This is a genomic window from Actinoplanes sp. NPDC020271 (assembly GCF_044388125.1).
GTDB lineage: Bacteria > Actinomycetota > Actinomycetes > Mycobacteriales > Micromonosporaceae > Actinoplanes.
In genome coordinates, this window is the sequence record NZ_JBIRWQ010000005.1 from 117,455 (window position 1) to 144,024 (window position 26,570).

The 26,570-nt window shown below is 71.4% G+C and carries 25 protein-coding genes; 12 read left to right on the top strand and 13 right to left on the bottom strand.

Annotation, left to right across the window (positions count from 1 at the left end):
* Nucleotides 1-1,084: 1,084 nt before the first annotated feature.
* Entirely contained in the window at nt 1,085-1,711 is a 627-nt protein-coding gene (locus ACH442_RS13330) for a TetR/AcrR family transcriptional regulator (protein WP_396338232.1), read from the bottom strand.
* A gap of 53 nt (nt 1,712-1,764) precedes the next feature.
* Here ACH442_RS13330 and paaN point away from each other — a divergent pair, with 53 nt between their 5' ends.
* The 6 genes from paaN (at nt 1,765) to paaE (ending at nt 7,076) form a co-directional block, all read left to right on the top strand.
* Entirely contained in the window at nt 1,765-3,435 is a 1,671-nt protein-coding gene (gene paaN / locus ACH442_RS13335; protein ID WP_396338233.1) for a phenylacetic acid degradation protein PaaN, read from the top strand.
* The gene (gene paaA / locus ACH442_RS13340; RefSeq protein ID WP_396338234.1) at nt 3,428-4,348 is read left to right on the top strand and encodes a 1,2-phenylacetyl-CoA epoxidase subunit PaaA; all 921 of its coding nucleotides are present in this window, start codon (nt 3,428-3,430) and stop codon (nt 4,346-4,348) included. The genes paaN and paaA overlap by 8 nt, the downstream gene beginning before the upstream one ends.
* Entirely contained in the window at nt 4,345-4,641 is a 297-nt protein-coding gene (paaB, locus tag ACH442_RS13345) for a 1,2-phenylacetyl-CoA epoxidase subunit PaaB (protein ID WP_396338235.1), read from the top strand. The genes paaA and paaB overlap by 4 nt, the downstream gene beginning before the upstream one ends.
* 128 nt (nt 4,642-4,769) lie before the next feature.
* The gene (gene paaC, locus ACH442_RS13350) at nt 4,770-5,546 is read left to right on the top strand and encodes a 1,2-phenylacetyl-CoA epoxidase subunit PaaC (RefSeq protein ID WP_396338236.1); all 777 of its coding nucleotides are present in this window, start codon (nt 4,770-4,772) and stop codon (nt 5,544-5,546) included.
* Nucleotides 5,540-6,031, top strand: coding sequence for a 1,2-phenylacetyl-CoA epoxidase subunit PaaD (paaD, locus tag ACH442_RS13355; RefSeq protein ID WP_396338237.1), 492 nt, complete (start codon nt 5,540-5,542; stop codon nt 6,029-6,031). The genes paaC and paaD overlap by 7 nt, the downstream gene beginning before the upstream one ends.
* Nucleotide 6,032: 1 nt before the next feature.
* Nucleotides 6,033-7,076 (top strand): 1,2-phenylacetyl-CoA epoxidase subunit PaaE, encoded by a 1,044-nt coding sequence (gene paaE, locus ACH442_RS13360; RefSeq protein ID WP_396338238.1) that lies wholly within the window; start codon nt 6,033-6,035, stop codon nt 7,074-7,076.
* A 42-nt stretch (nt 7,077-7,118) separates the two neighbouring features.
* On the opposite strand, the gene ACH442_RS13365 is transcribed toward paaE, so the two are convergent.
* From ACH442_RS13365 to ACH442_RS13375, 3 genes are read right to left on the bottom strand one after another with little or no spacing between them, the layout of a single operon-like run.
* Complete coding sequence (locus ACH442_RS13365; RefSeq protein ID WP_396338239.1) at nt 7,119-7,721, bottom strand: class I SAM-dependent methyltransferase; 603 nt, start codon at nt 7,719-7,721, stop codon at nt 7,119-7,121.
* Nucleotides 7,722-7,748: 27 nt separating this feature from the next.
* Nucleotides 7,749-8,654, bottom strand: coding sequence for a TIGR03089 family protein (locus tag ACH442_RS13370; RefSeq protein ID WP_396338240.1), 906 nt, complete (start codon nt 8,652-8,654; stop codon nt 7,749-7,751).
* Nucleotides 8,655-8,698: 44 nt separating this feature from the next.
* Entirely contained in the window at nt 8,699-9,559 is an 861-nt protein-coding gene (locus ACH442_RS13375) for a TetR/AcrR family transcriptional regulator (protein WP_396338241.1), read from the bottom strand.
* An 85-nt stretch (nt 9,560-9,644) separates the two neighbouring features.
* Between ACH442_RS13375 and ACH442_RS13380 the strand changes: the two genes are divergently transcribed.
* Nucleotides 9,645-10,499, top strand: a complete 855-nt coding sequence (locus ACH442_RS13380; RefSeq protein WP_396338242.1) for an NAD(P)H-binding protein — start codon at nt 9,645-9,647, stop codon at nt 10,497-10,499.
* Between the two features lie 252 nt (nt 10,500-10,751).
* Here the strand turns inward: ACH442_RS13380 and ACH442_RS13385 are convergent, their stop codons facing one another.
* Nucleotides 10,752-11,036 (bottom strand): peptidoglycan-binding protein, encoded by a 285-nt coding sequence (locus tag ACH442_RS13385; RefSeq protein ID WP_396338243.1) that lies wholly within the window; start codon nt 11,034-11,036, stop codon nt 10,752-10,754.
* Nucleotides 11,037-11,153: 117 nt separating this feature from the next.
* Nucleotides 11,154-11,387 (bottom strand): hypothetical protein, encoded by a 234-nt coding sequence (locus tag ACH442_RS13390; RefSeq protein WP_396338244.1) that lies wholly within the window; start codon nt 11,385-11,387, stop codon nt 11,154-11,156.
* A gap of 347 nt (nt 11,388-11,734) precedes the next feature.
* Here ACH442_RS13390 and ACH442_RS13395 point away from each other — a divergent pair, with 347 nt between their 5' ends.
* Nucleotides 11,735-12,628 carry a S1C family serine protease gene (locus ACH442_RS13395; protein ID WP_396338245.1) on the top strand — a complete coding sequence of 298 codons (894 nt, stop codon included), beginning with the start codon at nt 11,735-11,737 and terminating at the stop codon, nt 12,626-12,628.
* A gap of 413 nt (nt 12,629-13,041) precedes the next feature.
* On the opposite strand, the gene ACH442_RS13400 is transcribed toward ACH442_RS13395, so the two are convergent.
* The 4 genes from ACH442_RS13400 to ACH442_RS13415 all read right to left on the bottom strand — a co-directional run bounded on the left by ACH442_RS13400 (nt 13,042) and on the right by ACH442_RS13415 (nt 19,081).
* A complete protein-coding gene (locus ACH442_RS13400; protein ID WP_396338246.1) occupies nt 13,042-13,272 on the bottom strand; it encodes a hypothetical protein in 231 nt (76 codons plus the stop codon).
* Nucleotides 13,273-13,345: 73 nt separating this feature from the next.
* A complete protein-coding gene (locus ACH442_RS13405; protein WP_396338247.1) occupies nt 13,346-16,831 on the bottom strand; it encodes an ATP-binding cassette domain-containing protein in 3,486 nt (1,161 codons plus the stop codon).
* A gap of 372 nt (nt 16,832-17,203) precedes the next feature.
* The gene (locus ACH442_RS13410; RefSeq protein WP_396338248.1) at nt 17,204-18,391 is read right to left on the bottom strand and encodes a metallophosphoesterase; all 1,188 of its coding nucleotides are present in this window, start codon (nt 18,389-18,391) and stop codon (nt 17,204-17,206) included.
* A gap of 21 nt (nt 18,392-18,412) precedes the next feature.
* The gene (locus ACH442_RS13415) at nt 18,413-19,081 is read right to left on the bottom strand and encodes a nucleoside/nucleotide kinase family protein (RefSeq protein WP_396338249.1); all 669 of its coding nucleotides are present in this window, start codon (nt 19,079-19,081) and stop codon (nt 18,413-18,415) included.
* 80 nt (nt 19,082-19,161) lie between these two features.
* Here ACH442_RS13415 and ACH442_RS13420 point away from each other — a divergent pair, with 80 nt between their 5' ends.
* A complete protein-coding gene (locus ACH442_RS13420; RefSeq protein WP_396338250.1) occupies nt 19,162-19,977 on the top strand; it encodes a ScyD/ScyE family protein in 816 nt (271 codons plus the stop codon).
* Nucleotides 19,978-20,065: 88 nt separating this feature from the next.
* On the opposite strand, the gene ACH442_RS13425 is transcribed toward ACH442_RS13420, so the two are convergent.
* Complete coding sequence (locus tag ACH442_RS13425; protein ID WP_396338251.1) at nt 20,066-20,719, bottom strand: hypothetical protein; 654 nt, start codon at nt 20,717-20,719, stop codon at nt 20,066-20,068.
* 395 nt (nt 20,720-21,114) lie between these two features.
* On the opposite strand from ACH442_RS13425, the gene ACH442_RS13430 reads away from it, so the two are divergent.
* The 3 genes from ACH442_RS13430 to ACH442_RS13440 all read left to right on the top strand — a co-directional run bounded on the left by ACH442_RS13430 (nt 21,115) and on the right by ACH442_RS13440 (nt 24,216).
* The gene (locus ACH442_RS13430) at nt 21,115-22,071 is read left to right on the top strand and encodes a sulfotransferase family protein (protein WP_396338252.1); all 957 of its coding nucleotides are present in this window, start codon (nt 21,115-21,117) and stop codon (nt 22,069-22,071) included.
* Nucleotides 22,068-22,979, top strand: a complete 912-nt coding sequence (locus ACH442_RS13435; RefSeq protein ID WP_396338253.1) for a hypothetical protein — start codon at nt 22,068-22,070, stop codon at nt 22,977-22,979. Before ACH442_RS13430 ends, ACH442_RS13435 begins: the two co-directional genes overlap by 4 nt.
* Before the next feature lie 256 nt (nt 22,980-23,235).
* Entirely contained in the window at nt 23,236-24,216 is a 981-nt protein-coding gene (locus ACH442_RS13440; RefSeq protein WP_396338254.1) for a serine/threonine-protein kinase, read from the top strand.
* Here ACH442_RS13440 and ACH442_RS13445 read toward each other — a convergent pair.
* Entirely contained in the window at nt 24,145-25,005 is an 861-nt protein-coding gene (locus ACH442_RS13445) for a universal stress protein (RefSeq protein WP_396338255.1), read from the bottom strand. The genes ACH442_RS13440 and ACH442_RS13445 overlap by 72 nt on opposite strands.
* On the bottom strand, nt 25,002-26,474 hold the full coding sequence (locus tag ACH442_RS13450) for an amino acid permease (protein ID WP_396338256.1): 1,473 nt from the start codon (nt 26,472-26,474) through the stop codon (nt 25,002-25,004). Before ACH442_RS13450 ends, ACH442_RS13445 begins: the two co-directional genes overlap by 4 nt.
* Between the last annotated feature and the right edge of the window lie 96 nt (nt 26,475-26,570).

Genomic DNA, 26,570 nt, shown 5'->3' on the forward strand with positions numbered 1-26,570 from the left:
CCGGCTCGGCCACTTCTGCCCCGGTTGCCGCCGGCTCGGTTGCCGCCGCCTCGGTTGTGGTGCGCTCAGTCGCCTCAGGCCCAGGCGCCGCAGGCTCAGTCCTCGTGAGCTTGTCGAATGCGAGTCGCTCTGCCCTGTCCAGAGTCTGCGCAGGCCTTGTTGAGCCCAGCTCGTGAACATCACCCGGGACCGCTGAGCCGGTGCGCTCACGCCAGGCCGCCATCACCTCCGCATCGTCAGGAACATGACCGTAAAGGCGCCGCAGCTTCCCCGCATGCCGTCGCGCCAGCCCCCAGGAACGATGCCACTCATGAGTCCGACGAAATTCCTCCGCCTCCACAGAATAGTTACGACGCTTCGTCCGGTCCCGCAGTGGAGCCAACTGCGCCGGAGAGAACAAAGCAAGCTGTCGCATACATGAATTATCTCGCCGGTCACCCCGTACGGCCAATTTTTGATCTTCCCAGTTTTTCCGTATATGAGAATTCTCGCCTGCTATCTGTGCAGCCGATTCGGGGCATCGCCCGGCCGGCTCCGTAATGTCACCAAACTCACGAGCAATGGTGTAAACCAACGCTCCACACGCCCTTGCACGCAATCCGTGACGTCTACGTTTGCGAGCGCAGCGGCGCCCGCCGCCGATCACCGAGTTGCCGTTGATGGTCGCGAAGTGACGTGACCCCTCCGGGTGCCGTCCGGGCGCGCGACAGCACAGGCCGGGCTGGGCGCCGGAAAGCGCAAGGCGAGCCGGGCGCGCGACAGCACAGGCCGGGCTGGGCGCCGGAAAGCGCAAGGCGAGCCGGGCGCGCGACAGCACAGGCCGGGTCGGGCGCCGGAAAGCGGAAAGCGGGCTGGACGCGCGCGACAGCACAGGCCAGGCCAGGCCAGGCCGGCGACAGCACAGGCCAGGCCAGGCCAGGCCGCGGGAAGGCGGAAGGCGGGCCGGCACGCGAGTGCGGAAAGCGGGCCGGGCGCCGGAGAGCGGGCCGAGAACGAGCCTGCGCGGGAGCGTCACCGCCGACGCCGTTGGCGGCGATGACACCCGGTCCCGGGGCGGATCGTGCCCGCGTGGGGCAAGGTTAACTCATTGTTCTTGTTCAACACCTTGATCATTTTTGGCGTTTATTGTCCGAAGTCCGTCGAAAGCCAGCCGGACCACCGTCGCTGCCAAGGCGTCGGGGCGGCCGCGTTCCGGGCGGTACCACTCGACCAGCGAGTTGACCATGCCGAAGAGCAGGCGGGCGGCGGTGGCCGGGTCCACGTCGGCGCGGATGCCGCCTTCCGACTGTGCTTGTTTGACCAGGTCGGTGACGAGGGTGTCGAATTCGCGGCGACGGGCGAGCGCGTGCTGCTCGACCTGCGTGTTGCCGCGCACGCGGAGCAGGAGGGTGACGAACTCCAGCCGCTCGGCGAGGACCAGGACGCTGCTTCTGACCAGCTCCTGAAGACGTACTGTGGCCGGCCCTTGATGGTCCTGGATGTTGGCGGCCGCCTCGAAGAGACCGTCGACGGCCCGGTCGACGGCCATCGACAGTAGCTGCTCCTTCCCGCTGACGTGGTGGTAGAGCGTCGACTTGGTGATGCCCAGCGCCTCGGCCACGTCGAACATGCTGGTCGCGTCGTAGCCGCGGGTGTTGAAGAGCCGGACCGCGGCGGCCAGCACCGCGTCGAGGTCGTGTCCGGGCCGGCCGCGGCGACGGGGAGTGGTCATGCGCGAAACCATAGGACTTGAATAACCGACCGAAGGGTTGGTAAAACGGAGAGGTGACCTCACCCGCAGACCTGTACGCCACCCACCGTGAGCTTCTCGAGCGCGCCATCGCAGCAGCCGCAGCCCGCGACTACTGGTCCGCGTTCCCCGAATCGCCGAGCAAGTCCGTCTACGGCGAGGACGCCGCGCCCGCCGGTGAGCGCGCCTTCGCCGCCCTGCTCGGCAAGCCGTTCCCGATCGAGGTGCCCGGAGCGTCCGGCTCCGTGTCGACCGAGCATTCGCCGTACGGGATCGAACTTGCCGTTTCCTATCCCAAGGCCGACCCGCTGGCGCTGGTCGCAGCCGCTCGCGCCACGATTCCGGCCTGGCGGGCCGTCGGGCCGCAGGGGCGCGCCGGGATCGCCGCCGAGATCCTGAAGCGGATCAACGCACGGATCTTCGAGATGGCGCACGCCGTGCAGCACACCTCCGGCCAGGCGTTCGTGATGGCCTTCCAGGCCGGCGGCGCGCACGCGCAGGACCGGGCCCTCGAAGCCATCGCGTACGCGCTCGCCGCGACCACCCGCATGCCGGCGCAGACGTCCTGGTCGAAGCCGCAGCGCGGCGGCGACCCGCTGAGCATGACCAAGACCGGCACGGTCGTCGGTCGCGGCGTCGCCCTGGTGATCGGCTGCACCACGTTCCCGACCTGGAACAGCTACCCCGGCTTGTTCGCGAGCCTGGTCACCGGCAACCCGGTGATCGTCAAGCCGCACCCCGGCGCGGTCCTGCCGCTCGCGATCACCGTGCAGATCTGCCGTGAGGTGCTCGCCGAGGCCGGCCTCAACCCCGACGTCGTCACCCTCGCCGCCGAGCAACCGGGTGACGGGATCGCGGCGACGATCGCCACCCATCCCGACGTACGGATCGTGGACTTCACCGGCTCCAGTGAGTTCGGCGACTGGCTGGAGGCGAACGCGCGCCAGGCCGTCGTCTACACCGAGAAGGCCGGGCTCAACACGGTCGTGCTCGACTCCACCGACGACTACAAGGGCCTGTTGCGGAATCTGGCGTTCTCGCTGTCGCTGTACAGCGGGCAGATGTGCACCACCCCGCAGAACTTGCTGATCCCGCGCGACGGCATCACCACCGAGGACGGGGTGCGCACGCCGGAGCAGTTCGGGGCGGATCTGTCCACGGCGCTCGGGAAACTGCTCGGCGACCCGAAGCGGGCGGCCGGCACCCTCGGGGCGATCGTCAACGACGGGGTGCTGGCCCGGCTCACCGAAGCTTCGGGCTGGGCGGGCGTGGTGCGCGGCTCCGAGGTGGTGACCGACGAGCAGTTCCCCGGCGCGACGATCCGGACGCCGGTGGTGGTCGCGGCGGAGACTTCGGACGACAAGACGTACACCAGGGAATGGTTCGGTCCGGTGTCTTTTCTGATCACGACGGACTCGACCGAGCACAGTCTGAGGATCTTCACCGAGACGGTACGGGCGCACGGCGCGTTGACGGCACTGGTGCACTCGACGTCGCCGGAGGTGTTGAGCGCGGCTCGGGAGGCGGCGCTGGACGCGGGCGTGCATCTGTCGGAGAACCTGACCGGTGGGGTGTTCGTGAACCAGACCGCCGCGTTCAGCGACCTGCACGGGACCGGGGCGAACCCGGCGGCGACCGCGTCACTGACCGACGACTACTTCGTGTCGGGCCGCTTCTTCACGCTGCAGAGCCGGCACCATGTCTGAGGCGACGTTCGCGGCGACCATCGCGAAGGATCAGCGGGTCGAGCCGCGGGACTGGATGCCGGACGGGTATCGGCAGACGCTGATCCGGCAGATTGCGCAGCACGCCCACTCCGAGATCATCGGCATGCAGCCCGAGGGGGAGTGGATCACCCGCGCCCCGACGCTGCGGCGCAAGGCGATCCTCCTCGCCAAGGTGCAGGACGAGGCCGGGCACGGGCTCTACCTCTACTCGGCCGCGGAGACGCTCGGCGCCGACCGCGGTGACCTCACGAAACGCCTGATCGAGGGCCGGCAGAAGTACTCGTCGATCTTCAACTATCCGACGCTGACCTTCGCGGACGTCGGTGTGATCGGGTGGCTCGTGGACGGCGCGGCCATCTGCAATCAAGTGCCGCTGTGCCGGAGCTCGTTCGGGCCGTACGCCCGGGCCATGATCCGCATCTGCAAGGAGGAGTCCTTTCACCAGCGGCAGGGCTACGAACTGCTGATGACCATGATGAGCGGCACCGCTGAGCAGCGCGACATGGTCCAGGACGCGGTGAACCGCTGGTGGTGGCCGTCGCTGATGATGTTCGGCCCGCCCGACGGCGACTCGCCGAACTCGGCCCGATCGATGGCCTGGAAGATCAAGCGGCACAGCAACGACGAGTTGCGGCAGCGGTTCGTCGACATGTCGGTGCCGCAGGCCGAGGCCCTGGGCGTGACGCTGCCCGACCCTGAGCTGCGGTGGAACGCGGACCGTTCGCACTACGACTTCGGTCGGCCCGACTGGGACGAACTGAAGAAGGTCATCTCGGGCGACGGGCCGCTCAACCAGCAGCGGATCGCCCGTCGGAAGCAAGCCGACAGCGACGGCGCGTGGGTGCGCGAGGCGGCTGCGGCGCACGCGGTCAAGCACGGGAGTGGACGATGAGCGATGAGATCAAGCACGAGTGGCCGCTGTTCGAGGTGTTCGTGCGGGCCAAGCGGGGCCTGAACCACGTGCACGTCGGGTCGCTGCGCGCGGCCGATCACCGGATGGCGGTGCAGCACGCCCGGGACCTCTACACCCGGCGCAACGAGGGCGTGAGCATCTGGGTGGTGCGCTCCGACGACGTGGTGGCGAACGATCCGGACGACAAGGCGGCATATTTCGAGCCGAGCGCCGACAAGGTGTACCGGCACCCGACGTACTACGCCATTCCCGACTCGGTGCCGCACATCTGATGACCTTCGACGACACTGAGCAGCCGGGACCTCACTTGTCCGTTCCGACCGCGTACGGTTCGCTCACCGACCACGATGACGACGCCCGATGGGCGTACGGGACCGGGTTCACGGACCCGCTTGCCGGGGTGCCGGCCGACCTGCCCGACGGGGTGGACCGGGCCGACCTGATGACCTACTGCCTGATGCTCGGCGACGACGCGCTGATCATGTCGCACCGGCTGCAGCAGTGGGTGACCCGGGCGCCCGAGCTGGAGGACGAGCTGGCCATCGCCAACATCGCACTCGACCTGCTCGGGCAGGCGCGGTTGCTGCTCACCCGGGCCGGGATGGCGGAGGGCGGAGGCCGGGGAGAAGACCATCTGGCGTACGGGCGGGACGCGCACGAGTTTCGTAATGTGCGGCTCGTCGAGCGGGCGGATGGAAACTTCGCGCAGCTCATGGCGCGCCTGTTGGTGTTCACGACATGGCGGCTGGCGGTTTTTGATCGCTTGAGCGGTTCGCGGGATCCGATGCTCGCGGCGATCGCGGCCAAAGGGGTCAAGGAGCTGACCTATCACCGGGACTATGCGGCTCAGTGGGTGGTCCGGCTCGGGGACGGGACTCCGCTGTCGCACTCGCTGATGGCCGCGGCGATGGCGGACATCGCGCCGTTTGCCGGTGAACTGTTCCGGCCTCATGAGGTCGAGCTGCGGCTGGGAGGTGTCGCTGTCGACCCGGGGCTGGTGCGGGAAGAGTTCGACGCCGTACTGACGCAGGTCTTGACCGCCGCGACGCTGGAGGAATCCGATTATGCCGAAGAATCGGCGCAGAGCGGACGCCAGGGCGAGCATTCCGCGGCGCTGACCGAGATCCTCACCGAGATGCAGGAACTCACGCGATCCGTCCCCGGAGGCGCGTGGTGATCGCCGAACAGGTCGTCGGCGCGGTGACCGATCCTGAACTGCCCATGGTCACCCTCGCCGAGCTGGGGATCGTGCGCGAGGTGCACCAGCACGGCGACGGCGTGACGGTGACGATCACGCCGACGTACTCCGGCTGCCCGGCCATGGAGACGATCCGCGAGGACATCGCCGCAGCGCTGCGCTCGGCCGGGTTCGGGGCGATTGAGGTGCGGACCGTCCTGGCGCCCGCGTGGACCACCGACTGGATCACCGAGAGCGGCCGCCGCAAGCTCGCCGAGGCCGGCATCGCGCCACCCGGAGCCGCGCCGCGCCGAGCCTCCGGACCGATTCCGATCACCCTGACGCCGCGGACCGACGCGATCCGCTGTCCGCTGTGCGGGTCGGCGCGGACCGACGCGGTCGCCACGTTCGGCGCCACCGCCTGCCGTGAACTGCGACGCTGCGCGGACTGCCGGGAGCCGTTCGAGCACATGAAGGAGATCTGAGGTGGCGATCGGTTTCCACGCGCTGCGGGTCGCCGCGATCGACCGGCTCTGCCCGGACGCGGTCGCGGTCACCCTGGCCGTGCCGCCCGAACTGGACGGACAGTTCGCGTTCCGGCCCGGGCAGTCGCTGACCGTCCGCCGCGGGGACGAACGCCGGACGTACTCGATCTGCGCCCCGGCCGGCGGCCCGCCCCGGATCGGCGTGCGTGAAGTGCCCGGCGGCGTGATCTCCCGCTGGCTCGTGCACGACCTGCGGCCCGGCGACGAGGTGGAGGTCGCCCCGCCGTCCGGGTCGTTCACCCCGGACCTGACGACCGGCGGGCGGCACGTGCTGATCGCGGCCGGATCCGGGATCACCCCGGTGCTGTCGATCGCGGCCTCGCTGCTGCGCCGGGACGACACCGCGGTGACGCTGCTCTACGGCAATCGGCGTACCGACACCGTGATGTTCGCCGAGGAACTCGCCGACCTGAAGGACCGCCATCCGGCCCGCCTCGAACTCGTGCACGTGCTGTCCCGCGAGCCGCGCGAGGCCGACCTGCTCTCCGGACGGCTCGACGCGCCGCGGCTCCGGGCGTTGTTGCCGCAGCTCATCGACGTGGGCGCGGTCGACCACTGGTGGTTGTGCGGGCCGTACGGGATGGTGACCGACGCCGTCGACGTGCTGAGCGAGGCCGGGGTCGCGCCGGAGCGGATCCACCGCGAACTGTTCTGGGTCGACGAGGCCCCGCCCGAACCGGTGCGCCCGGAGTCGGCGCCGCACGGCCCGAGCAGCGAGGTCACCGTCCACCTGGACGGACGTGCCACCACCGTCACCGTCGAGGAGGGCACGACACTGCTCGACGGGGTACAGCGGTCGCGGCCGGACCTGCCGTTCGCCTGCAAGGGCGGAGTCTGCGGCACCTGCCGCGCGCGGGTGATCGAGGGGGACGTGACGATGCGGCGGAACTTCGCACTGGAGGACGCCGAGCTGGCCGCCGGATTCGTCCTGACCTGCCAGAGCACAGCCGCGTCGCCCAAGGTCGTCGTCGACTTCGACGAGTGAGCCGACTGGGCCGAGACGCCCCGAACGTCTCGGCCCGGGTGATCACTCCGGGATCTGGGCGAGCGCGAAGATCTGGCTCTCCTGAGGGCCGTCAGTGGGGGTGAAGAACACCGTCTCGATGGTGCGAACAGTGAAACCGTGCGCCTCCAGCACCGCCTTGAGATCCGGCTCCAAGTAACCGGAAACGGTCACCGGGACGCCCATGAACTCGATCGGAATGCTGTCCGCGTCGAAGTTGACCATGCCGATCGCGAAGTAGCCACCCGGCTTGAGCCATCCGACGATCTTGTCGAGCGTGCTCTCGATCTGCGCCTTGCTCAGCATCAGCAACGAGAAGAACGCGGTCACCGCCTCGAACTGCCCGAAGTCGGCGGGCAACTCGGCGAAGTTCGCCCGCACGAACTCGGCCCCGGGCACCTGCTCGCGGGCCAGGCGGAGCATCCCCTCGGCAATGTCCACACCCACCACGCGGTGATCGGACTCGGTCAGAATCTTGGCGGTCGGCACGCCTGAGCCGCAGCCCAGGTCGAGCACCGAAGTGCCGGCCGGAAGTGTCGCGCTGATCTGCTCGATCAGCGCGGCCTGGTAAGGATTATGGCTGTGCTCGCCCTGATATTTCGCAGCGAGTTGATCGAAGACCTCCATGACCTCCACAGTAGAAGAAGATCGTCGTCAGAACAGCCGGGTCACCCCCTCGACGATCATCAGTTCCTCGCGCTGTGACCGGTCCAGGTTCGCGCCGAGAACGATCGACGCCCCGGCGGTCAGCGGCGCCAGCAGCCAGATCAGCGGCTCCTCCGACGCATCGGTCTCGATCAGCACCCGATCACCGCGGGCAATCCCGCGCGACTGCGCGACCGCCGCGGCCACCGCGCCATACTCTCCGAAGGTCGTCCCGTCCGGAACCGCCGCCGCCTCATCCGCAACGCGCTCGACCGGCGCCCCGGCCCCCAGATGCGCCCGCGCCGCCGGCAAAAAATCACGATAATCATCGGGTACGCCGTGAGCTGCGGCCCCGAGCACGAACTGATGTCTCGCCCGCGGCACGTCGTCGAGCCAGCTGCCCACCCGGCGAGCCTCCACAAACGTCACCTCCAGCACCGGCCCGCCCCCGGCCGGCCGGTCTTCGGGCTGCCTGCCGTCGGCCGACCCGCCCCCGGTCAGCCCGTCGTCGATCGATCGGCCCTCGGGCTGCTCGTCGTCGGCCCGCCCGGTGTCGCTCAGTCCGGTGTCGCTCAGTCCGGTGTCGCTCAGTCCGGTGTCGCTCAGTCCGGTGTCGCTCAGTCCGGTGTCGCTCAGTCCGGTGTCGCTCAGCCCGGTGTCGCTCAGCCCGGCTGTGCTCCAGCCGCGGAACGACACCTCCAACCCGGCCGCCCACGCACCGAGCAGCACCACCGCGGTCTGCCAGTGCGGCGGCAGCAGCACCCCGGCCCGGCTGCCCGGTCGCAGCCCGCACTCGCCGGTCAGCAGCGCCGCGGTCGCCGCACTCCATCGGCCCAACTCGGGCGCGGTCAGCCCGACGCGCTCCCCGGTGGCGCCGTCGTAGTACGTGATCAGCTCACCGGGGCGACGCTCCATCCCGGTCATCGTCGGCCGACCGGCCCCGGCCGCGCGGACGGTCCTCATCGGACCGCCGCCGACCTGAGTGAACCCGCCGTCTCGGTGGACTCGCCCGTTCCGGCGATCATGCCTTCCTCCCTGACTGATGTCGTGTTCCCCGCAGCCGCTGCCCTGTCGTCCGCGGTTGCTCTCTCCTCTGCTGTCTCCGAGGGGGCTGCCGTGATCCGGTCCAGCCACTGGATCAGCACCCGGCGCTCGGCATCACTCAGCATGCCGAGCGACGGGGTGAGGGCGCGGAGGGCAACAGCCGCCACCACCGACTCGTCGAGCGCCGGCACCGGAGCATCCGTGAGGATGCGCCCGAGGACGGTCTCCATCATCGCGTCGGCGAGCGAGGAGTCGCGTAGCTCGGGTGGGGTTGCCAGCAGGCTCTGAACGGTGCCGACGCCCGCGGCGTGGATGAGGTCGACCGCACGTGGCTCGGGAACCCGCAGCCGCCCGGCCGCCGCCAGCCGGTGGACACGCATCTCCAGGACCTGCCGGCCCCGATGGGTGGCGGTGGAGCCGAGCACCCGCTCCGGATCGCTGAGCATGCGGAACACGGCCGGATTGGCGAGCCCGAACTCGATCTGCCGGTGCCAGCTGTTGCGCAGGTCGTCGACCGGATCCACCTCCGCGGACGCGGCGGCTGCCACCTCGGCGACCTTTTCCGCCACGAACGTGGCCATGACGTGTTCGGCCACCGCCTCCAGCAGGCCGTCCTTGTCCCCGAACAGGCGGTAGATCGTCGGGGCCTGGATGCCGGCCCGCTCGGCAACCCCACGCGTGGTCACCGCGCCGGGCCCACCGGAGCGCAGCAGCCAGGCGGCGGCCTCGACGATCGAAGCTCGCACCTCAGCTCGGGATCTGGCCTCATCACTCACGAACCAACGATAACACCCGCTTGCTATCGCTGATTTTCGCTGTTACGGTCGCCGTGTAACCGCCGATAACAGCAGGAGCGAATCAATGATTATTGTGACCGGGGCAACCGGTGCCCTCAACGGCGCCACCGTCGCTCATCTGCTCGAGCATGTCGCCGCGAGCGAGATCGTGGTCGCCGTGCGGGACCCGGCGAAGGCCGAGTCCTTCGCGCAGCGCGGCATCGAGATCCGCCGGGCCGACTACGCCGAGCCCGGCTCCCTGCCGGCGGCCTTCGCCGGTGCCGACCAACTGCTGCTCGTCTCCTCCAACGGTCCCGCCGCCGAAACAGTGAGCCTGCACCGCACGGCGATCGACGCCGCGGTCGCCGCCGGGGTGGGGCGCATCCTCTACACCAGCCACCAGGCCGCCGCGCCGGACAATCCGTTCTCCCCGGGACGGAACCATTTCGCCACCGAGCAACTGCTGGCCGCCTCCGGGGTCCCGTGGACGTCGCTGCGCAACGGTTTCTACGCGCACAGCATGCAGTGGCTCGCCGGTCCCTGGCGGGAGACGGGCGTGATCGCGGTGCCCGGCGAGGGGCCGGTGTCCTGGACGGCTCGCGAGGATGCCGCCGAGGCAGCCGCCGTGATCCTGGCCTCTGGCGGCGGCTTCGACGGCCCGGTCACCATCACCGCCCCCGCGGCGCCGAATTTCGCGGAGCTTGCCGAGATCGCGTCCGAGCTGTCCGGCCGGACGGTTCGATATCAGCGGATCGAGGAGCAGGAGTGGGTCGCCGCGCAGAACGCGGCCGGCCAGCCGGCGCAGATGACGCAATTCCTGCTGGGTTTCTACCAGGCTGCGGAGGGCGGGTTCTTCGCCGGCGTCGATCCGCTGCTCGGCAAGCTCCTCGACCGTGAGCCGCGGACCGTGCGAGAGGCCCTGCAGGCGACGGCCGGGTGAAGGCCGGCCCGACAACCGGGGCCGGTCGAAGGGCGGCCGAGTCACGTGCGGCCTTGTCTCGTGGCGGCCTTGTCTGGTGGCGGCTTGTCTCGTGGCGGCTTGTGTCGTGGCGGCTTGTGTCGTGGCGGCTTGTCACGTGGTGGCCCGGGCACGCGGCCGCCGAGTCGTGCTACGGCCTGATCACGCGGCCGCCGAGTCACGCTGTCGGCGAGTAGGCGGCGATCGAGTCGACGGTGGCCGTGCCGGCCCCGATCAGGCGGCCTGGCGGAACTCGGTCAGTTCGCGGGCCTCGGCGGCGTAGCGGGCGAGCAGGTGAACCGTCTGCGGGCCGGCCTCACCGTCGGCGGGCAGGCCGAGCCTGATCTGGAACGCGCGGACCGCCTCCACCAGGTCGGCAGAGTCCGGGCCGACCTGGACGCCGAAGCCGGCGAAGAGGGCGCGCAGGCTCGCCGGGTCCGCGGTGGGCGTGGTCTCCGACCAGCCGATCAGGCCACCGACGGCGTTGCCGACCACGGTGAGAACACCTCGTGCGGTCATCGTTACCTCCCCGATTGCTGTGTGATTCCAGCTTGCGGAGATTCGCTGTGCCCGGCATCTGCCAAGGGTCCCGATCTGCTGTGTGACCCTCTTACTTTCGGCCGACCGGGAACGGCCCTAGGGGCACAGGTCGGCCCGGGCCACGGTGCGGAGTTGTTGTGCTTGGGAGGGGGTCACGCCGTACGCGGAAAGGGTGTCCTGATCTTTGGCGCGCATCGACGCGCAGGCCTCGGAACCCAGGTCGGCGATCTCCTCGTCGCGACGGTCCAGGGCCAGTTCGGGCAGCTCGCGCCGGACTGCCGCGACGAAGCGGTCCGGGTCGGCCGCGCCGGCCGGCTGTGACGGCGACATGGCGGGCGACGGTTCGCCGGGCGACGCCGCGGACGACGTGTCACCGGGCCGCGCTACGGGGGAGGTGTCGCCGGCGGGTGCCGTTGAGCCGGGTGAGGCTGACGGCAGCACCCGACCCTCCACCCAGATGGCGTCGGAATCCGACGAGCAGGCCGTCACCGAACCGAGCAACAGCACGACAGAGCCCACGATACGGGCGATACAACCGAATTTCACCGGAAAAACGTAGAGGAGGCCGGCGAGGTGGCGGGGATGCCGCACCGACCCGTACGAGGGACCCGGGGCACACAGCGAAGTCACAGAGCGCTCATCGGGACGGGACAATCTCGGGGTCCACCGTTGGTGGCATGACCGAGCTGCTGAACCGCAACGCCGACGAGCACCGCACCTCCCACATCGCGGCGTATCGCGCGCCGGCACACCTGTTCCCGATCCCGCCGGTGATGGTGCGGCCGCCGCGTGACCCGCGGTGGAAGCGGCGGATCGCCGGGGGCGCCGCGGTGCTCGTGCTGATCGGTGGCGGCAGCAGCGCCGGTGCGTTCCTCACCGAGGAGTACCTGAACGGCGGCTCGGCGTCGGCTGCGACGAGCGCCTCCGGCACGACCGTGGCCTCCACGACCGTCACCGAGGGGGACGAGCTCGCGCCGGTCGTCGCCAAGGTTCAGCCGAGCATCGTGACCGTGCTCGTCGACAGCACCCGAGAGTCGTCGCTCGGCTCCGGCGTGGTCCTCGGCGAGGACGGGCTGATCCTCACCAACAACCACGTGATCTCCTCGAACGGTACGGTCAGTGTCCGGCTCTCCGACGGTCGCACGGTCCCGGCCGAGGTCGTGGCCACCGACACGACGCACGACCTGGCGCTGGTCCAGGCGAGCGGGCTCACCGGGCTGACCCCGGTCACGTTCGGCACCGACGACAGTGTTGCCGTCGGTGACACCGTGCTGGCGTTCGGCGCCCCGCTCGGCCTCGAAGGCACGGTGACCTCGGGCATCGTCTCCGCCAAGGGCCGCAGCCTGGACACCGGCGACGAGAAACTGTCCGGCCTGCTGCAGACCGACGCCGCGATCAACCAGGGCAACTCGGGCGGCGCGCTGGTCGACACGTCCGGCCAGGTCGTCGGGGTCAACGTCGCCATCGCCACCTCGGGGGACAGCACCGGCAGCGTGGGACTGGGGTTCGCGATCCCGGCCGACACCGTGACCAGCGTCGTCAAGCAACTCGAGTCCCAGATCGACAGCTAGCTGCGGCGTCGGGCGGCAGCCCGCGACGCGGCCCGCGCACGCGACGCCCGCGACGCGGCCCGCGCACGCGACGCCCGCGACGCGGCCCGCGCACGCGACGCCCGCGACGCGGCCCGCGCACGCGACGCCCGCGACGCCGAGCAGGATCACGCGCCCCCGGCGGTAGCTGTCGGCGATCCGCGTGTTGCCGCCTTCGAGCCGTCGCAGCGTGTGCGGTTCCGGCCCGGTCGGTGGCAGCAGCGGCACCTCGACGCCGAGCACGTAGGCCAGCGCTTCCCGGACTTCGGCGAGCGTCACCGGTTCCGCGCCGGCCGGTCGGGCGGTCGTCGAGGCGGTGATCAGATTCCGGCCGTCGGGGAACGGCGCCCAAGCGATCATGCCACGTTCGGTGCGCTGGTGCCGGAACGGCGGGATCAGCCCGTAACCGGGAACCCGCAGTCCGCCGGTCGCCGGATCGCGAAGACCGCCGGGGACGTCCACGGCGGCTGTCCGGGAAACGGACGTTCCGCGTCGGCGCCGGCGCGCAGGATTTCCGCGCGCACGGCCGGCTCGGCGACCATCAGCCGGATGCCGGCGACCCCGTCGTCCGGATCCGGTTGTGGGTGGGCGGTGACTTTCGGCCCTGGCGCGAACTGGGCCCGCACCGCCCCGTCGCCGTCACGCGGCGGCGCAGGTCACGGTCGGCCGCGGACACCGGCCGCGCGGCCCGGTCAGGACTCAGCCGGCCAGGTGACCCCAGCGGTCCTCGAGCTCCGGCCACGTCCCCTGATCCTCGGCCTTGCCGCCGATCAGCACGACCACCCGGTCCGCCTGTGCCAGCGCCGCCCGTTTCGACGTCGAACCGACCACGGTCACCCCGTGCGACCGCAACGCCCGCCACAACTCCAGCTCGGTCGTCACGTCCAGCGCCGACGACACGTCGTCGGCGATCAGCAGCTCGGTCCGCGGCGCGAGGGCCCGGGCCAGGGCCAGCCGTTGCAGCTGACCACCGGAGAGGCGCGTGCCCTTGTGCCCGATCAGCAGCTGCAACCCGCCACCGGCGGCGGTCAGGTCGTGGTCCAGCTGGGCCACCGAGACCGCGTCGGCCGCATCCACCTCGTGTCCGAGCTGGATGTTGTCGGCCACCGTCCCGGAGAGCACGCGGGGCAGCTGCGCCACGTACCCCACCTGGTTCGGCCGCAGGAACAGCTCCGGGTCCTCCACCGGTTCGCCGTTCCAGCGCAGGTCACCGGTGTGGTGCACGATCCCGGCGAGGGCGCGCAGCAGCGACGACTTGCCCGACCCGACCGGACCGACCACCAGCACCAGCTCACCGCGGTCGATGGTGAGGTCCACATCCCGTACGCCCTGGGCGCCGTTCTCGTGGACGGCGCTGAAGCCGCGCAGCTCGAGTGACCGCAGCGGATTCCGCGCCGGTACCGGCGGAGCCGGTGCCGTGCCGGTCGAGATGTCCACGCCGGGCACGTCCGAGGAGTACTCCCCGGCGCCCGCCATGGCAACCGTCCGTTTCGTCCACACCCGGGCCGACGGGAAGTGCGAGACCAGCGACGCCGTGGTCCACGCGAACCAGCGGGCCGACCCGAGGGTCGCCACCGCGATCAGCGTGGCCGCCGCGCTGAGCCGCCCGTTCAGGTAGAGCGCCCACACCCCGATCGGCAGCAGCCCGCTCGCGATCGACGGCGTGGACCGCGCCCACACCTGGATCGCGATCTCCCGCCACTGCAGCTCGCTGCGCTTGGCGTCGAGCCGGGCCAGGTGGCCCAGGACCGGCTCGGTCGCGCCGGCCAGTTTGACCGTGCGCGCCGCCGACAGCGACGACACCAGCGACGTCGCGAACGCCGCGCGGGCCGCCACGGTCCGCCGGGCGGCCTCCTCCAGCCGCGGCCCGAACAGGGTCGCGGCCAGGCCGGAGACCAGCATCGTGCCGAGGAAGAACAGGGCCGGCACCGGCGACTGCGAGGTCACCGTCATGGCGATCACGGTGAGCAGCGCGACGCCATTGTCGATCAGGTTGTCGGCGAGCATCACCACCCGCTCGGTGTCACCGCCCTGAGCGACGACCTCGGCCGGGGTGTGCTTGCTGACCCGGCGCGGGCCGATCTGCCCGTTGACCAGGCGCAGGCTGATCCGCAGCATCTGCCGCACCCACCACTCCGGGAACCAGGCCCCGGTGAAGTAGAGCGTCGGGATCAGCGCGAGCAGCGCCACGGCGATCCCGGTCGCCGGCAGCAGCGGGTTGCCGGCGCCGTCGACCACGTCGGCCCAGAGCAGCGGCAGCACCGCCCCGTCCAGCCCGAACAGGACCATCAGGAAGAACAGTGCGACCGCGCCGAGACCGTACCGCGCGTCGTTGGTGGCCAGCCGCGCGATCTCCCGCATGGTCCGGGTCGGCGGCGGTTCCGGCAGCGGCGGCGGCTCGACCGTCGGCAGCGGGTTGCCCAGCGCGTCCGGCCCGAGCTCGACCTGCACGGCGGTGTCCCAGTCGCGGTCCTCGACCAGCACGCCGCCGTTCTGTGGCTGCGCCGGGGCGGGGACGGTCAGGTTGCTGCTCGCCATCAGCTCCGCGAACCGTCTCGACTCGCGCAGCGGACCGGACTCCAGCACCTGGCCGTCGGCCAGCACCACCACCTCGTCGCAGCGTTGCACGGACGACAGCCGGTGCGCGACGATCACGCCGATCCGGCCCTGCAGCAGCCGGTCGGTGGCGCGTTGCACCCACGACTCGGTGACCGGGTCCATCCGGGCGGTCGCCTCGTCGAGGATCACCACCTGCGGGTCGCGGACCAGGATCCGCGCGAACGCCACCAGCTGCTCCTGCCCGGCCGAGAGCTTGTAGCCGCCCTCGCCGAGCTTGGTGTCGATGCCGTCCGGCAGCCCGGCGACCCAGGCCGACAGGCCCAGCTCGTCGACCGCGTCACCGGCCCGGGGCTGCAGCGTCTCGTCGAAGAGCGCGATGTTCTCGGCGAGCGTGCCGGCTAGGATCTCGGTGCGCTGCGGGACGATCGCGGTGTACCGCCGCAGACCCTCGACGTCGAGGTCGTTGATGTCGACGCCGCCGAGGAACACCGTCCCGGGCGGCACGTCGACGGCCCGGGTCAGCACCTTGGCCAGGGTCGACTTGCCCGACCCGGTGCGACCGATCAGCGCGTACGACCGTCCGCGCGCGAACGTCAGGCTCACGTCTCGCAGAGCGGCCGGTCGTCCACTGTCCGCCTCGCCGTAGCGGAACGTCAGGTCCCGCACGATCAGGTCACCGTCGACCGGCGGCACGCCCTCGGTCGGTTCCTGCGGGGTCGCGGCGAGCATCTGCACGCGGCCCCACGCGCCGAGCGCGTTCTGCAGCTCGGGCACCATCCGGGTGACCTGCTCCAGGGTGCCGCCGAAGCCGAGCGCCAACAGCCAGACCGCGGTCAGCCGGGCGCCGTCGATGTGCCCGGTGGCCAGGGCCCACGCGCCCACCACGACGAGAGAGGCGATGAGCGTACGGGTGATCGCCCCGGCCCACATGGTCACCCGCGCCGAGGAGCGCCAGACGCGGCGCCCGCGGGCCAGCACCTCCCGGGCCCGATCGGCGAAGAGGCGCTGCACGTACGGCGCGGCCAGGCTCGTCCGCACGTCGTCCTGCCCGTGGATCGCCTCCTCCATGACGGCGGCCAGGTCGGACCAGGCCTCCTCCTCGGAGATGCGGACCGGCCCGATGCGCTGGATGGGCTTGTTCATGGTCAGGAAGATCAGGACCACGACGGCCAGCATGGCGAGGGCGGCCGGCCACCAGACGAAGAACGCGGTGACGATCGAGAGCGTGGCGACCGCGATCGACTGCAGGATGCGCACGCCGCTGCCGCGCAGTTCGGAGCCGACCTGGTAGACGTCCGAGTCGATCCGGTCGAGCAGCTCGCCGACCGGCGTGTTCTCCAGCGTCGGGACGTCCTGCCCGAACGCGACGCGGTTGAGTCCACGACGGACGCGGGCGGCCCAGTCGGCGGTCAGGCGGGCCGCGATCAGGCCGACGAAGACGTCGCTGAGCACGGCCGCGCCGAGCGCCCCGGCCAGCACGGTGAAGAGTGAGAAGGAGCGGTTGACCAGCACCGACCCGGCCAGCGCCAGCGCAATCGACGACCCGGCCGCGCCGAGCACGATCAAGAACGCGGCGAGCGCTGTGCGACTTCGGGAGGTAACCCACAGGTCGCGAAGCAGACGCATACGAAGTCCTCTGGGACGATGGGAGAGGCGGTACCCCATCCTGTGCGGTCCCGCCGACCACGCTCAACCGGTTTATTCCCGGCAATTCGCCCGGCCAGGAACTACCCGGCCGCAACGTGATCACGGTCTCCGCCGCCGCGCGCCGCCCGGTTCGGGGACGACAGCGGGCCGCGCCGCCCGGTTCGGGGACGACAGTGGGCCGCGCCGCCCGGTTCGGGGACGACAGCGGGCCGCGCCGCCCGGTTCGGGGACGACAGCGGGCCGCGCCGCCCGGCTCGGGGACGACAGCGGCCCGCGCCGCCCGGCTCGGGGACGACAGCGGCCCGCGCCGCCCGGCTGGGCGACACGGGCCGGACGCGCCCGATCAGCGCGTTACTGCTCCGCGTGCAGGGTCAGCAGCGTGATCTCGCTCGGCGCGAAGATCCGGAACGGCGGCCCCCAGAAACCCGTCCCGCGGCTGGTGTAGAGCTGGGTCCGCTCGGAGTGCCGGGTCAGCCCCTGCAGCACCGGCTGGTCGATGCGCACCAGGTAGTGGAACGGCCACATCTGCCCGCCGTGCGTGTGCCCGGAGAGCTGCAGGTCGATGCCGTGCGCGACCGCGCCGGTGATCTGCTGCGGCTGGTGCGCCAGGAGCAGGACCGGCAGGTCGGGATCGGTGCCGGCCAGCGCCGCCTCATGATCCATGTGGTGGCCGGGGACGCCGGAGCTCGCCGCCGTCCGGTCGTCGACGCCGGCGACGACCAGCGAGTCGCCGCCGCGGGAGACGATCAGGTGCCGGTTGTGCAGCGCCTCCCAGCCCAGCGACGACATGTATTCGACCCAGCCCTGGGCGCCGCTCATGTACTCGTGGTTGCCGGTCACGTAGACCCGGGCCATCGACGCGCGCACGTCACCGAGCGGCGACGCCTGCGAGATCCGCTCCGGCACCTCGCCGTCGGCGATGTCACCGGTATGCGCCACGACATCCGGCTCCAGCGAGTTGATCACGTCGACGACGCCGCGCGACCAGCGCGAACGGTCGATCGGCCCGTAGTGCGTGTCGGTGATCAGCACGACCCGCAGCCCGTCCAGCCCGCGCCCGAGCCGGGGAATGGTCACGTCGATCCTCCGCACCCGGGAGACACGCATGGCCTCGCGGTGACCCCAGAGCAGCAGGACCGCCGAGACGACAAGGACCAGCGCGGAGACGACGCGGGAGCGGACCGGGTCGCCGACGCCGGCCAGCGCGAGGACCAGCCCGACCGCCTGACCGAGGACCGACCAGACGAACAGCTGCCAGACCACGCCGAGCGTGGTGTCGGCGATGCGCGAACTGCGGTCGTCGTGCCGGCCGTGCCCGCGGAGCATGAGGACCGGGAATGCCGCCGCGACCAGCACGAACAGCACCGTGCCGACGACGAACACGGGGGTCGGCCAGGCGTTGCCCGACCAGACGAGCGTGGCCCACGGCACGCCGAACAGCAACGCGAGCACCGCGACCAGAATGACACCGAACCGGGCGCCGGCCCCTCGCCGTCGCGGCTGCGCTTGCGGAGCCTCGACCGCCTCTTCCACTGACATGCGAGCAAGCATGCCACCGGCTTACGACAAAAACTCGCTTCCGGGATCAGCTCCCAGCGAACTGAGCAGTGCCGACGGGACGACCAGATCCGCGCGCCCGCGCGTGGTGGCGATCAGCGCGGCGTTGCGCTCGTCGGTCCCGGTCGCCCAGGCCGCGGCCGCGGCCGGTTCCTTGCCGAACCGGACGTGTCGCGCGATCAGCCGCCGCAGCCGTTCCTGCTGGTCGAGGCCGGCGTACCAGACCTCGCTGAACACGTCCCGCAGGCCGGCCCAGCGACCCTCGCCGAGCAGCAGATAGTTCCCCTCCGTGATCACCAGGCGGACCGATCGCGGCACCGGGATCGCCCCCGCGATCGGCTGCTCCAGGACGCGCTCGAAGCCCGGCGCGTACACGATCTCGTCCGCACCGGCCAGGAACCGCCGCAGCAGCGACGCGTAGCCCCAGGCGTCGAACGTCTCCGGCGCGCCCTTGCGATCGCGCAGGCCGAGCCGGTCGAGCTCGGCGTCGGCCAGGTGGAAGCCGTCCATCGGCACGTGCGCCACCCACGACTCCGGGAGTGCGGCCACCAGCGCCTCGGCCAGGGTGGTCTTGCCCGCGCCGGGTGGCCCGGCGATGCCCAGCACCGCGCGCCGCCCGTCCGCGGCCAGCGCCCCGGCCCGATCCACCAGTTCCGCCAGCGTGCTCCCCATCGGATGACCGTAGCGCGGTCGGATCTACGACTCGGCGGCTCACCGCCCGTGTCCGGCAGTGGAACCTTTCGGAGTCCATTGTGGCTACCGAGAGGAAGCAGATGATCACCCTGGGTCCGACGATCGGCGGCGTGCTGCTCGCCGGTCTTCTGGTCAATCCGGTGCCGTCGTCACAGGTGGTGGCGACCGGCCTGGACAACCCCCGTGGCCTGGCCTCCGGCGCGGACGGCACGCTCTACGTCGCCGAGGCCGGGCGCGGCGGGCCGTGCGTCCCGGAGCGGCGCGGCGGTCACATCTGCGCCGGCCCCACCGGCGCGATAACTGCGATCAGGAACGGTCAGGTGCGGCGGATCGTCACCGGTCTCCCGTCCCAGGCGTCCCCGGCCGGTGCGGAGGCGGTCGGGCCCTCGGACGTGAGCGTCGACGACGGCGGCACGCCGCAGTACACGACCGGTCCGGGCGCGCTGGTCGCCGACGGGCGCAGCCGCATCGTCGTCAGCCCCGGCGGCGGTGCGCTGCAGCGCCTCGGCATCCGCGGCCGGGCCGGCACGATCGCGTCCTTCGCCGACCACGGCACGACGTCGGTCACCCGCGGCCCGGACGGCGCGCTCTACACCGGCGGCGGGACGGGCGTCCGGCGCCTGCCGCCGCACGGGAACCCGGAGCCCTACGCCGCCGGTCCGCCGGTGACGGATCTGGCCTGGTCCTCGGACGGCCACCTCTACGTCCTGGAGTCCAGTGCTCTGATCAGGGTCGGCCCCCGGCGCACCCGCCAGGTGATCATCGCCGGCCTGCGCTTCCCCGGCGGCCTGACGATCCAGGGCCACGCCGCCTATGTCACCACTTGCAGCATCTGCCGCGCGACCGGCTCCGTCCTGCGGATCAAGATCCCCTGACGGTACGACGGGTGGCCGCCCGTCCGCAGGCCCGGGCCGGGCCGTGTCGCCTGCGGACGGGCGGATCATCGGCGTACGGGAGAAGGGTCTAACCGAGACCGAGTCGCAGGCCTGCCACGCCGGCCGGGGAGAGGGGGCGCGCTGTCGCCCGGGAGAGGTCGGCGCGGACGCCGTCGGGCAGTTCCTCGCCGAGGGCGCAGAGTGCGGGGTAGAGGTCGAGGACCTGGCGGTGGCTGAGCGCCCCCGCGCCGATCAGCAGGCCGTTGAGGGCGGTCGGGGTCTGCCCGAGTTCGCCGCAGAGTTCGCGGCGCCAGGCCGGGTCGTGGAGGTGGTCGGCGAATTCGCGGGCGATGCGGTTGCCGGCCGGGGAGCGCAGGCCGCCGAGCGTGTTCTGCCGGTGGCGGGCGATCGGCGGGGCGAGGCGGCAGGCGATGCCGAGGCGGCGGGCGAGCTGCGGGACGGTGAGCACGTCCATGCCGCTGGCGCAGGCCTCGCAGAGCCGCTGGAAGGTCTTGGCGTGGATGACCGACGCGGGTCGCTGGCAGGCGCCGTCGAGGCCGCAGGACGGGTCGAGGATCACTTCGGTGAGGGTGCCCTCGTGGTCGAAGCGGCCGACGGCGAAGTAGGTGGCCGGCTGGGTGCGGTAACGGGCCAGGGCGGCGCGGGCGCTGACGTATCCGTCGGGGTCGACGCCGATGCGTGGCACACCGGCTTCGGTGTGCAGCTGGATGAGCCGGAACATGGTGCACGCTCCCGGGGTGAAGCGAATTCGGTGTCGTTTCCCGGTACGCGCGCCGTCGCGAAAAAGTTCAGTCACTACGGTGCGTCACTGAATAGTGACCACATTCGCGCTGGCAGGCGTGCCGGGAGCATGCCGAGATTACGCGGTGTAATGAGAATTGGCTAGACGGCGGGGGTATTCTCGCGGGTGATGACGACTGACAGCGGCTCCTGTGTGTGCGGTCATCCGGCCGCGGCGCACCGGCATTACCGGCCCGGCAGTGAGTGTGTGACCTGCGCCCCGGGGGAGTGCTCCCGGTTCCGTCGTTCGCGATGGTGGCGCCGGCGGTCGCCGGACGGGCGTGCGAAAGCCTAGTATCCCTGTAGGCTTACCTCACTTTCCCGTGAGGAGGTTCCATGGCGCTTCCCGACTTTCTGATAGCCGGCGTGCCCAAGGCCGGCACCACTGCCCTGCACGCGGCGCTCGTGGGTCATCCCGAGCTCTACCTGTCGCCGGTCAAGGAGCCGAAGTTCTTCCTCTCCGACGGGCCGCCACCGGATCACGGCGGCCCCGGCGACGTGCAGACCTATCAGGAGCACATCTGGCGGCGCAAGGACTACGAGGCGCTGTTCGCGAAGGCGCCGGCCGGTGCGCTGCTCGGTGAGGCGACCCCGTTCTACCTGCACGACCCCGGGGCCCACGACCGGATCCGCAAGCTCACCCCGGACGCGCGGATCATCCTGCTGCTGCGCGACCCGGTCGACCGCGCCCACTCCAACTGGACCCATCTGTGGAACGCCGGCCTGGAGCCGGAGGCCGACTTCCTGGCCGCCTGCCGGGCCGAGCCGGACCGGATCGCGGCCGGCTGGGCGCAGTTCTGGCACTACCTGGGGCTGGGCCGCTACGGGCAGCAGCTGGAGCATCTCTACGAGCGGTTCCCGCGCGAGCAGGTGCTCCTGCTGCGCTACAAGGAACTCAAGGACTCCCCGGCCGCCACGCTCGACCGGGTCTGCTCGTTCCTCGGGGTGCGGACCGGCGTGCTCACCGCGATCCCGAAGGAGAACGTCAACCGGCACGTCGTCGAGGACAACGCGGTCAACGCCGTGCTGCGCGGCCTGCTGCGTGCCGGGGGCAACGTCGGTCACCGGTTCCCGGTGCCGTTGCGGCTGGCCGCCCGGGGTCCGCTGCTGACGCTGCTGCACCGCAAGAAGGGGACACGCCCGGTCACGACACCGGCCGAGCGGGCCGAGTTGCTGCCACACTTCAGCGCGGACATCGCGCTGCTCCAGGAGCTGACGGGCGAACGGTTCGACGACTGGCTGAGCGTCGACCGGCACGCCCGGGCCCACATCGATCCTCAGGAGGTCCGGTGACCGTCGGAACCACCACCCTGCCACTGCCGAGCGGGGAAGACGCCACGGTGGTGGTGGAGCCGCCGGGCACCGAGCCGGGCGCGTGGTCCGGCGCGCCCAGCTCGATCGTGGCCGACGGCCACGTCTGGCTCGCCTACCGGCTGCGGCTGCCGATCGGGGCCGGCCGGGGCATCGCCAACGTGATCGCCCGCTCGGCCGACGGCGTGAGCTTCACGGTGGTGGCCGAGGTCTCCAAGGACCAGTTCGGGGCGGAGTCGCTGGAACGGCCGGCCCTGGTGCGCACGCCGGAGGGGCGGTGGCGGCTCTACGTCAGCGCGGCCACCCCGGGCACCAAGCACTGGCGGGTGGAGCTGCTGGAGGCGGCCACCCCGGAGGCCCTGGCCACGGCGGAGCCGGTGACGGTGCTGGCCGGGGACGAGACGGCCGGCTGGAAGGATCCGGTGCTGCACCATGACGAGCACGGCTGGCACCTGTGGGCGTCGGTGCACCCGCTGGAGTCCTGGGACGACGCGGACCGGATGACCACGGAGTACGCGACCAGCCCGGACGGCGTGCACTGGACCCGGCGGCGGACGGCGCTCGCCCCGCGGCCCGGCCGGTGGGACGCGCGCGGCGTGCGGGTGTCCTCCGTCCAGGTGAACGGGGACGAGATCACGGTCGCCTACGACGGGCGGGCCACGGCCGGGGAGAACTGGGAGGAGCGCACCGGGGTGGCCCGGGGCACGCGACTGCCCGACGGGACGTTCTCCGAGTTGGTGGCCGAGGAGCACGAGCCGGTCGGCAGCCCGCACGAGCCGTACGGGCTGCGGTACCTGAGCCTGGTCGACCTGCCGGGCGGCGGGCGGCGGATCTACTACGAGGCGACCCGGGCGGACGGGGCGCACGATCTTCGTACCGAGAGGGTCTGATCGCGTTCTGTGACGCTTGTTGTCACCTTAACTCCTGCTCAGGCCGGGTTCATGCTGTAAGGGTCGTCACTCTCGGTGGGGGCCTGTGGGGGAACCGAACGTCCGTGCCTTAGCGTTGATCAGGCGTCAGGGCTTGCGTACAGCAGCAGACGTATTACATGGCGGAACCGGACCCACAAGGTTTGGTTCCGCCATTTTCGTGCGTTTGTGCCCCAGAGGGCACGGGTATCGAGGCCCCGACGGTGAGGGGAGCTCTGTGCGGACGCTGGGTGGGCGCTATCAGCTGGTGCACCGGATCGGCCTGGGCGGGATGTCCGAGGTCTGGCGCGCGCACGACCAGGTCCTCGACCGGCCGGTCGCCGTCAAGATCATGGCTCCGGCCGTCGAGGGCACGCTCGGCGAGGCCGGGGTGGAACTGATCCGCTCCGAGGCCCGTTCGGCGGCGCGCCTCGCGCACCCCAACGTGGCCGGGGTGCACGACTTCGGAACGTCCCCGGCACCCGGGCGCAGCGACGTGCCGTACATCGTGATGGAGCTCGTCGAGGGGCAGACGCTGAGCCGGCATCTGGCCGATGGCCGGCTCGACTGGCGGATCGCGGTGCGGATCTGCGCCGAGGTGGCGGCCGCGCTCGCCGCCGCGCACGCCGAGCAGGTGGTGCACCGCGACATCAAGCCGGCCAACGTGATGCTCACCCCGAGCGGCGCGAAGGTGCTGGACTTCGGCATCGCCGCGGCCGTCGGGGCACCCGAGCCGGACCCGGACGGCCCGGTCATGGGCACCCCCGCGTACGTCGCCCCGGAGCGCTTCGAGGGGCGCCCGGCCACCCCCGCCAGTGACATGTTCGGTCTCGGCTCGCTGCTCTACCACTGCCTGGCCGGGCGGCATCCGTGGACCACGAGGTCGCCCACGGAGCTGATCCACGCCCAGCGTTACTGGGACCCGGAGCCGTTGCCGGCCGTGGACGGGTTGCCGCCCGAGGTGCTCGACCTGTGTTACCGCTGCCTGCGGCGCGAGCCCGAGGACCGGCCGACCGCGCTGGTCGCGGCGCTGCTGCTGGGCGAGGCGGTGGACGCCCGGGTCTACGTGCCGATGGTCGACCTGAACCCGCCGCCGCCCGCCTGGGATCAGCGGGCGGCGGAGGAGCCCACCTTCGTGGGGAACAACTCAGGCGCGCGGCACCACGATGAGCGGACGGCCGGCCCGTCGCAGAAGCCGGCCCGACACGCCGCCGAGTAACACGCGGCGTGCCGGCCCGTAGCCACGGGACCCGCAGAACAGCACGTCCACCTCGTCCAGGGCGGCCAGTTCCTCGACCACGTCACCGGCGCGGAGCTCGCACGTCACCGGCACGTCCGGGACGGTCGCGGCGGCTTTGCGCAGGGCTTCCTCGTACGTCTCCCGGGCGGTGTCCAGGAACGCCCGCTCGGCGTCGTCGCCGATCATGAACGGCAGTGCCGCGTCCCCACCGGCCACTACCGTGACCAGCAACAACGGGCTTCCGGTACGCCGTGCCAGCCCCGCCGCGGCGTTCAACGCCGCCCGCCCGTCGGGCGTGTCCACGTAGGCGACGCCGATCCGCCCGGCCGACCCGGGTGCGGCGCCACCGGCCGGGGCGATCGCGACCGGGCAGACGCTGCCGGCCAGCAGTCGTTCGGCGGTGCTGCCGGCGAAGATCCGCGCGGCCGGTGCGGCGGCCCCGGAGCCGACCACCAGCATCGCGGCGCCCGACTGCTCGGCCAGGTCGTGCAGGCCGTGCGCGGCCGAGGTGGACGCGACGACCCGGTAGTCGACGCCGGGCGGGTCGGCCAGGGCGGACCGGGCCTCGTCGAGGATGCGCCGCGCGGCCTGATGGCGGTCGGCGACCCATTCGGCGTCGACCCGGCCGGAGCCGATCGCGGACGGTGCGGGGTGCACGACCGCGACGATCAGCGGGGCGTCCTGCGCGGTGGCCAGCCAGCGGCCGAGCGTCAGGGCGCCGGCGCTGCCGGGACTGTGATCGGCGCCGACGATGACGGGCGCGGTCATGACCGGTCCTCGTCACGCCGGTCCGGTCCGGGCTCCTCGAGCGCGGCCGGCTCGGCGGCGACGGCCGCGGCTCGTTGCCGTACGCGGGAATGCCGGTAGCCGTAAGCGGCGTAGATGATCAGACCGACGGCCAGCCAGACGACGAACCGGATCCAGGTGTCCAGGGGCAGGTCCGACATCAGGTAGACGGCGAACGCCACCCCGAGGATCGGCAGCACCGGCGACCACGGCACCCGGTAGGGCCGCGGCATGTCCGGCTTGGTCCGCCGCAGGATGATCACCCCGATGTTGACCAGGACGAACGCGAACAGCGTGCCGATGTTGACCAGCTCCACGATGGTGCCGAGCGGGACCAGCGCGGCCAGGATCGCGATCAGCACCCCGAGCGTGACCGTCAGGCGGGCGGGTGTGCCGAAGCGCTGGTTGACCTTGGCCATCCGGCGCGGCAGCAGCCCGTCCCGGCACATCGCGAAGAAGATCCGCGTCTGGCCGTAGAAGATCACCAGCACCACGCTGGTGATCGCGACGACCGCGCCGAGCGCCAGGATCCCGGCCGCCCAGCTCATCCCGGCGCCCTGGTCCAGCGCGGCGGCGAGCGGCGCGTCGCTGTCCTTCATCTGGTCGGGGCTGGCGATGCCGAGCGCGCCGACCGCGGTGAGCACGTAGAACACCGTGCAGATGGCGAGCGAGCCGATGATCGCCCAGGGCAGGTCGCGGGCCGGGTTGCGGGCCTCCTCGCTGCCGGTGGAGACCGCGTCGAACCCGATGTACGCGAAGAAGATGATTGCCGCGGCCGCCGTGACGCCGTCCATCCCGGCCGGCGCGAACGGGTGGAAGTTGCCGGTGCTGAAGTTCGCGAACGCCACCACCAGGAAGAAGATCAGCACGGTCAGCTTGACCACGACCATCACCAGGTTCACCCGGGCGCTCTCGGTCACGCCGCGGATCAGCAGGAGGGTGATGGCCAGGACGATGAAGACGGCCGGCAGGTTGACGACCCCGCCGTCCTCGGGGGACTTGCTGATCGCGTCGGGCAGGCTGAACCCGAACGCGGCGTCCAGGAACGCGTTGAGGTTGCCGCCCCAGCCGATCGCGATGCCGGCGACCGACACGCCGTACTCGAGGATGAGGTCCCAGCCGATGATCCAGGCGACGATCTCGCCCAGGGTGGCGTAGGTGTAGGTGTACGCGCTGCCGGAGACCGGGATCGACGACGCCAGCTCCGCATATGACAGCGCCGAGAACACGCAGGCCACCGCGGCCAGCGCGAACGAGAGGATGACGGCCGGCCCGGCGATGCCGGAGCCCTTGCCGATCACCACGAAGATACCGGTGCCGATGATCGCGCCGACCCCCATCGCGGTCAGCTGGGTGACGCCGACCGCCTTCTTGAGCTCGGTGCCCTCCTCGGACGTCTCGTGGATCAGCGATCCGACGTCCCGGATCGCGAACAGTCCCGGCCTGGCCATACCGTTCCCCCTTCGACGCGTCAGATCACCGTCATCCCGCGTTGACCGGGGCGCAACCCGCTCACCGAGGTGATCGGCGCGATGTGTGAACTTCCC

Coding starts and splice junctions, on each gene's coding strand:
- ACH442_RS13385 (WP_396338243.1), bottom strand. CDS start 11,036: ATGACCGCACGAGGTGTTCTCACCGTGGTCGGCAACGCCGTCGGTGGC.
- ACH442_RS13395 (WP_396338245.1), top strand. CDS start 11,735: ATGACCGAGCTGCTGAACCGCAACGCCGACGAGCACCGCACCTCCCAC.
- ACH442_RS13380 (WP_396338242.1), top strand. CDS start 9,645: ATGATTATTGTGACCGGGGCAACCGGTGCCCTCAACGGCGCCACCGTC.
- ACH442_RS13415 (WP_396338249.1), bottom strand. CDS start 19,081: ATGGGGAGCACGCTGGCGGAACTGGTGGATCGGGCCGGGGCGCTGGCC.
- paaB (WP_396338235.1), top strand. CDS start 4,345: ATGAGCGATGAGATCAAGCACGAGTGGCCGCTGTTCGAGGTGTTCGTG.
- ACH442_RS13445 (WP_396338255.1), bottom strand. CDS start 25,005: ATGACCGCGCCCGTCATCGTCGGCGCCGATCACAGTCCCGGCAGCGCC.
- ACH442_RS13365 (WP_396338239.1), bottom strand. CDS start 7,721: ATGGAGGTCTTCGATCAACTCGCTGCGAAATATCAGGGCGAGCACAGC.
- ACH442_RS13370 (WP_396338240.1), bottom strand. CDS start 8,654: ATGGAGCGTCGCCCCGGTGAGCTGATCACGTACTACGACGGCGCCACC.
- ACH442_RS13410 (WP_396338248.1), bottom strand. CDS start 18,391: ATGTCAGTGGAAGAGGCGGTCGAGGCTCCGCAAGCGCAGCCGCGACGG.
- ACH442_RS13430 (WP_396338252.1), top strand. CDS start 21,115: ATGGCGCTTCCCGACTTTCTGATAGCCGGCGTGCCCAAGGCCGGCACC.
- ACH442_RS13405 (WP_396338247.1), bottom strand. CDS start 16,831: ATGCGTCTGCTTCGCGACCTGTGGGTTACCTCCCGAAGTCGCACAGCG.
- paaA (WP_396338234.1), top strand. CDS start 3,428: ATGTCTGAGGCGACGTTCGCGGCGACCATCGCGAAGGATCAGCGGGTC.
- ACH442_RS13330 (WP_396338232.1), bottom strand. CDS start 1,711: ATGACCACTCCCCGTCGCCGCGGCCGGCCCGGACACGACCTCGACGCG.
- ACH442_RS13450 (WP_396338256.1), bottom strand. CDS start 26,474: ATGGCCAGGCCGGGACTGTTCGCGATCCGGGACGTCGGATCGCTGATC.
- ACH442_RS13425 (WP_396338251.1), bottom strand. CDS start 20,719: ATGTTCCGGCTCATCCAGCTGCACACCGAAGCCGGTGTGCCACGCATC.
- ACH442_RS13390 (WP_396338244.1), bottom strand. CDS start 11,387: ATGTCGCCGTCACAGCCGGCCGGCGCGGCCGACCCGGACCGCTTCGTC.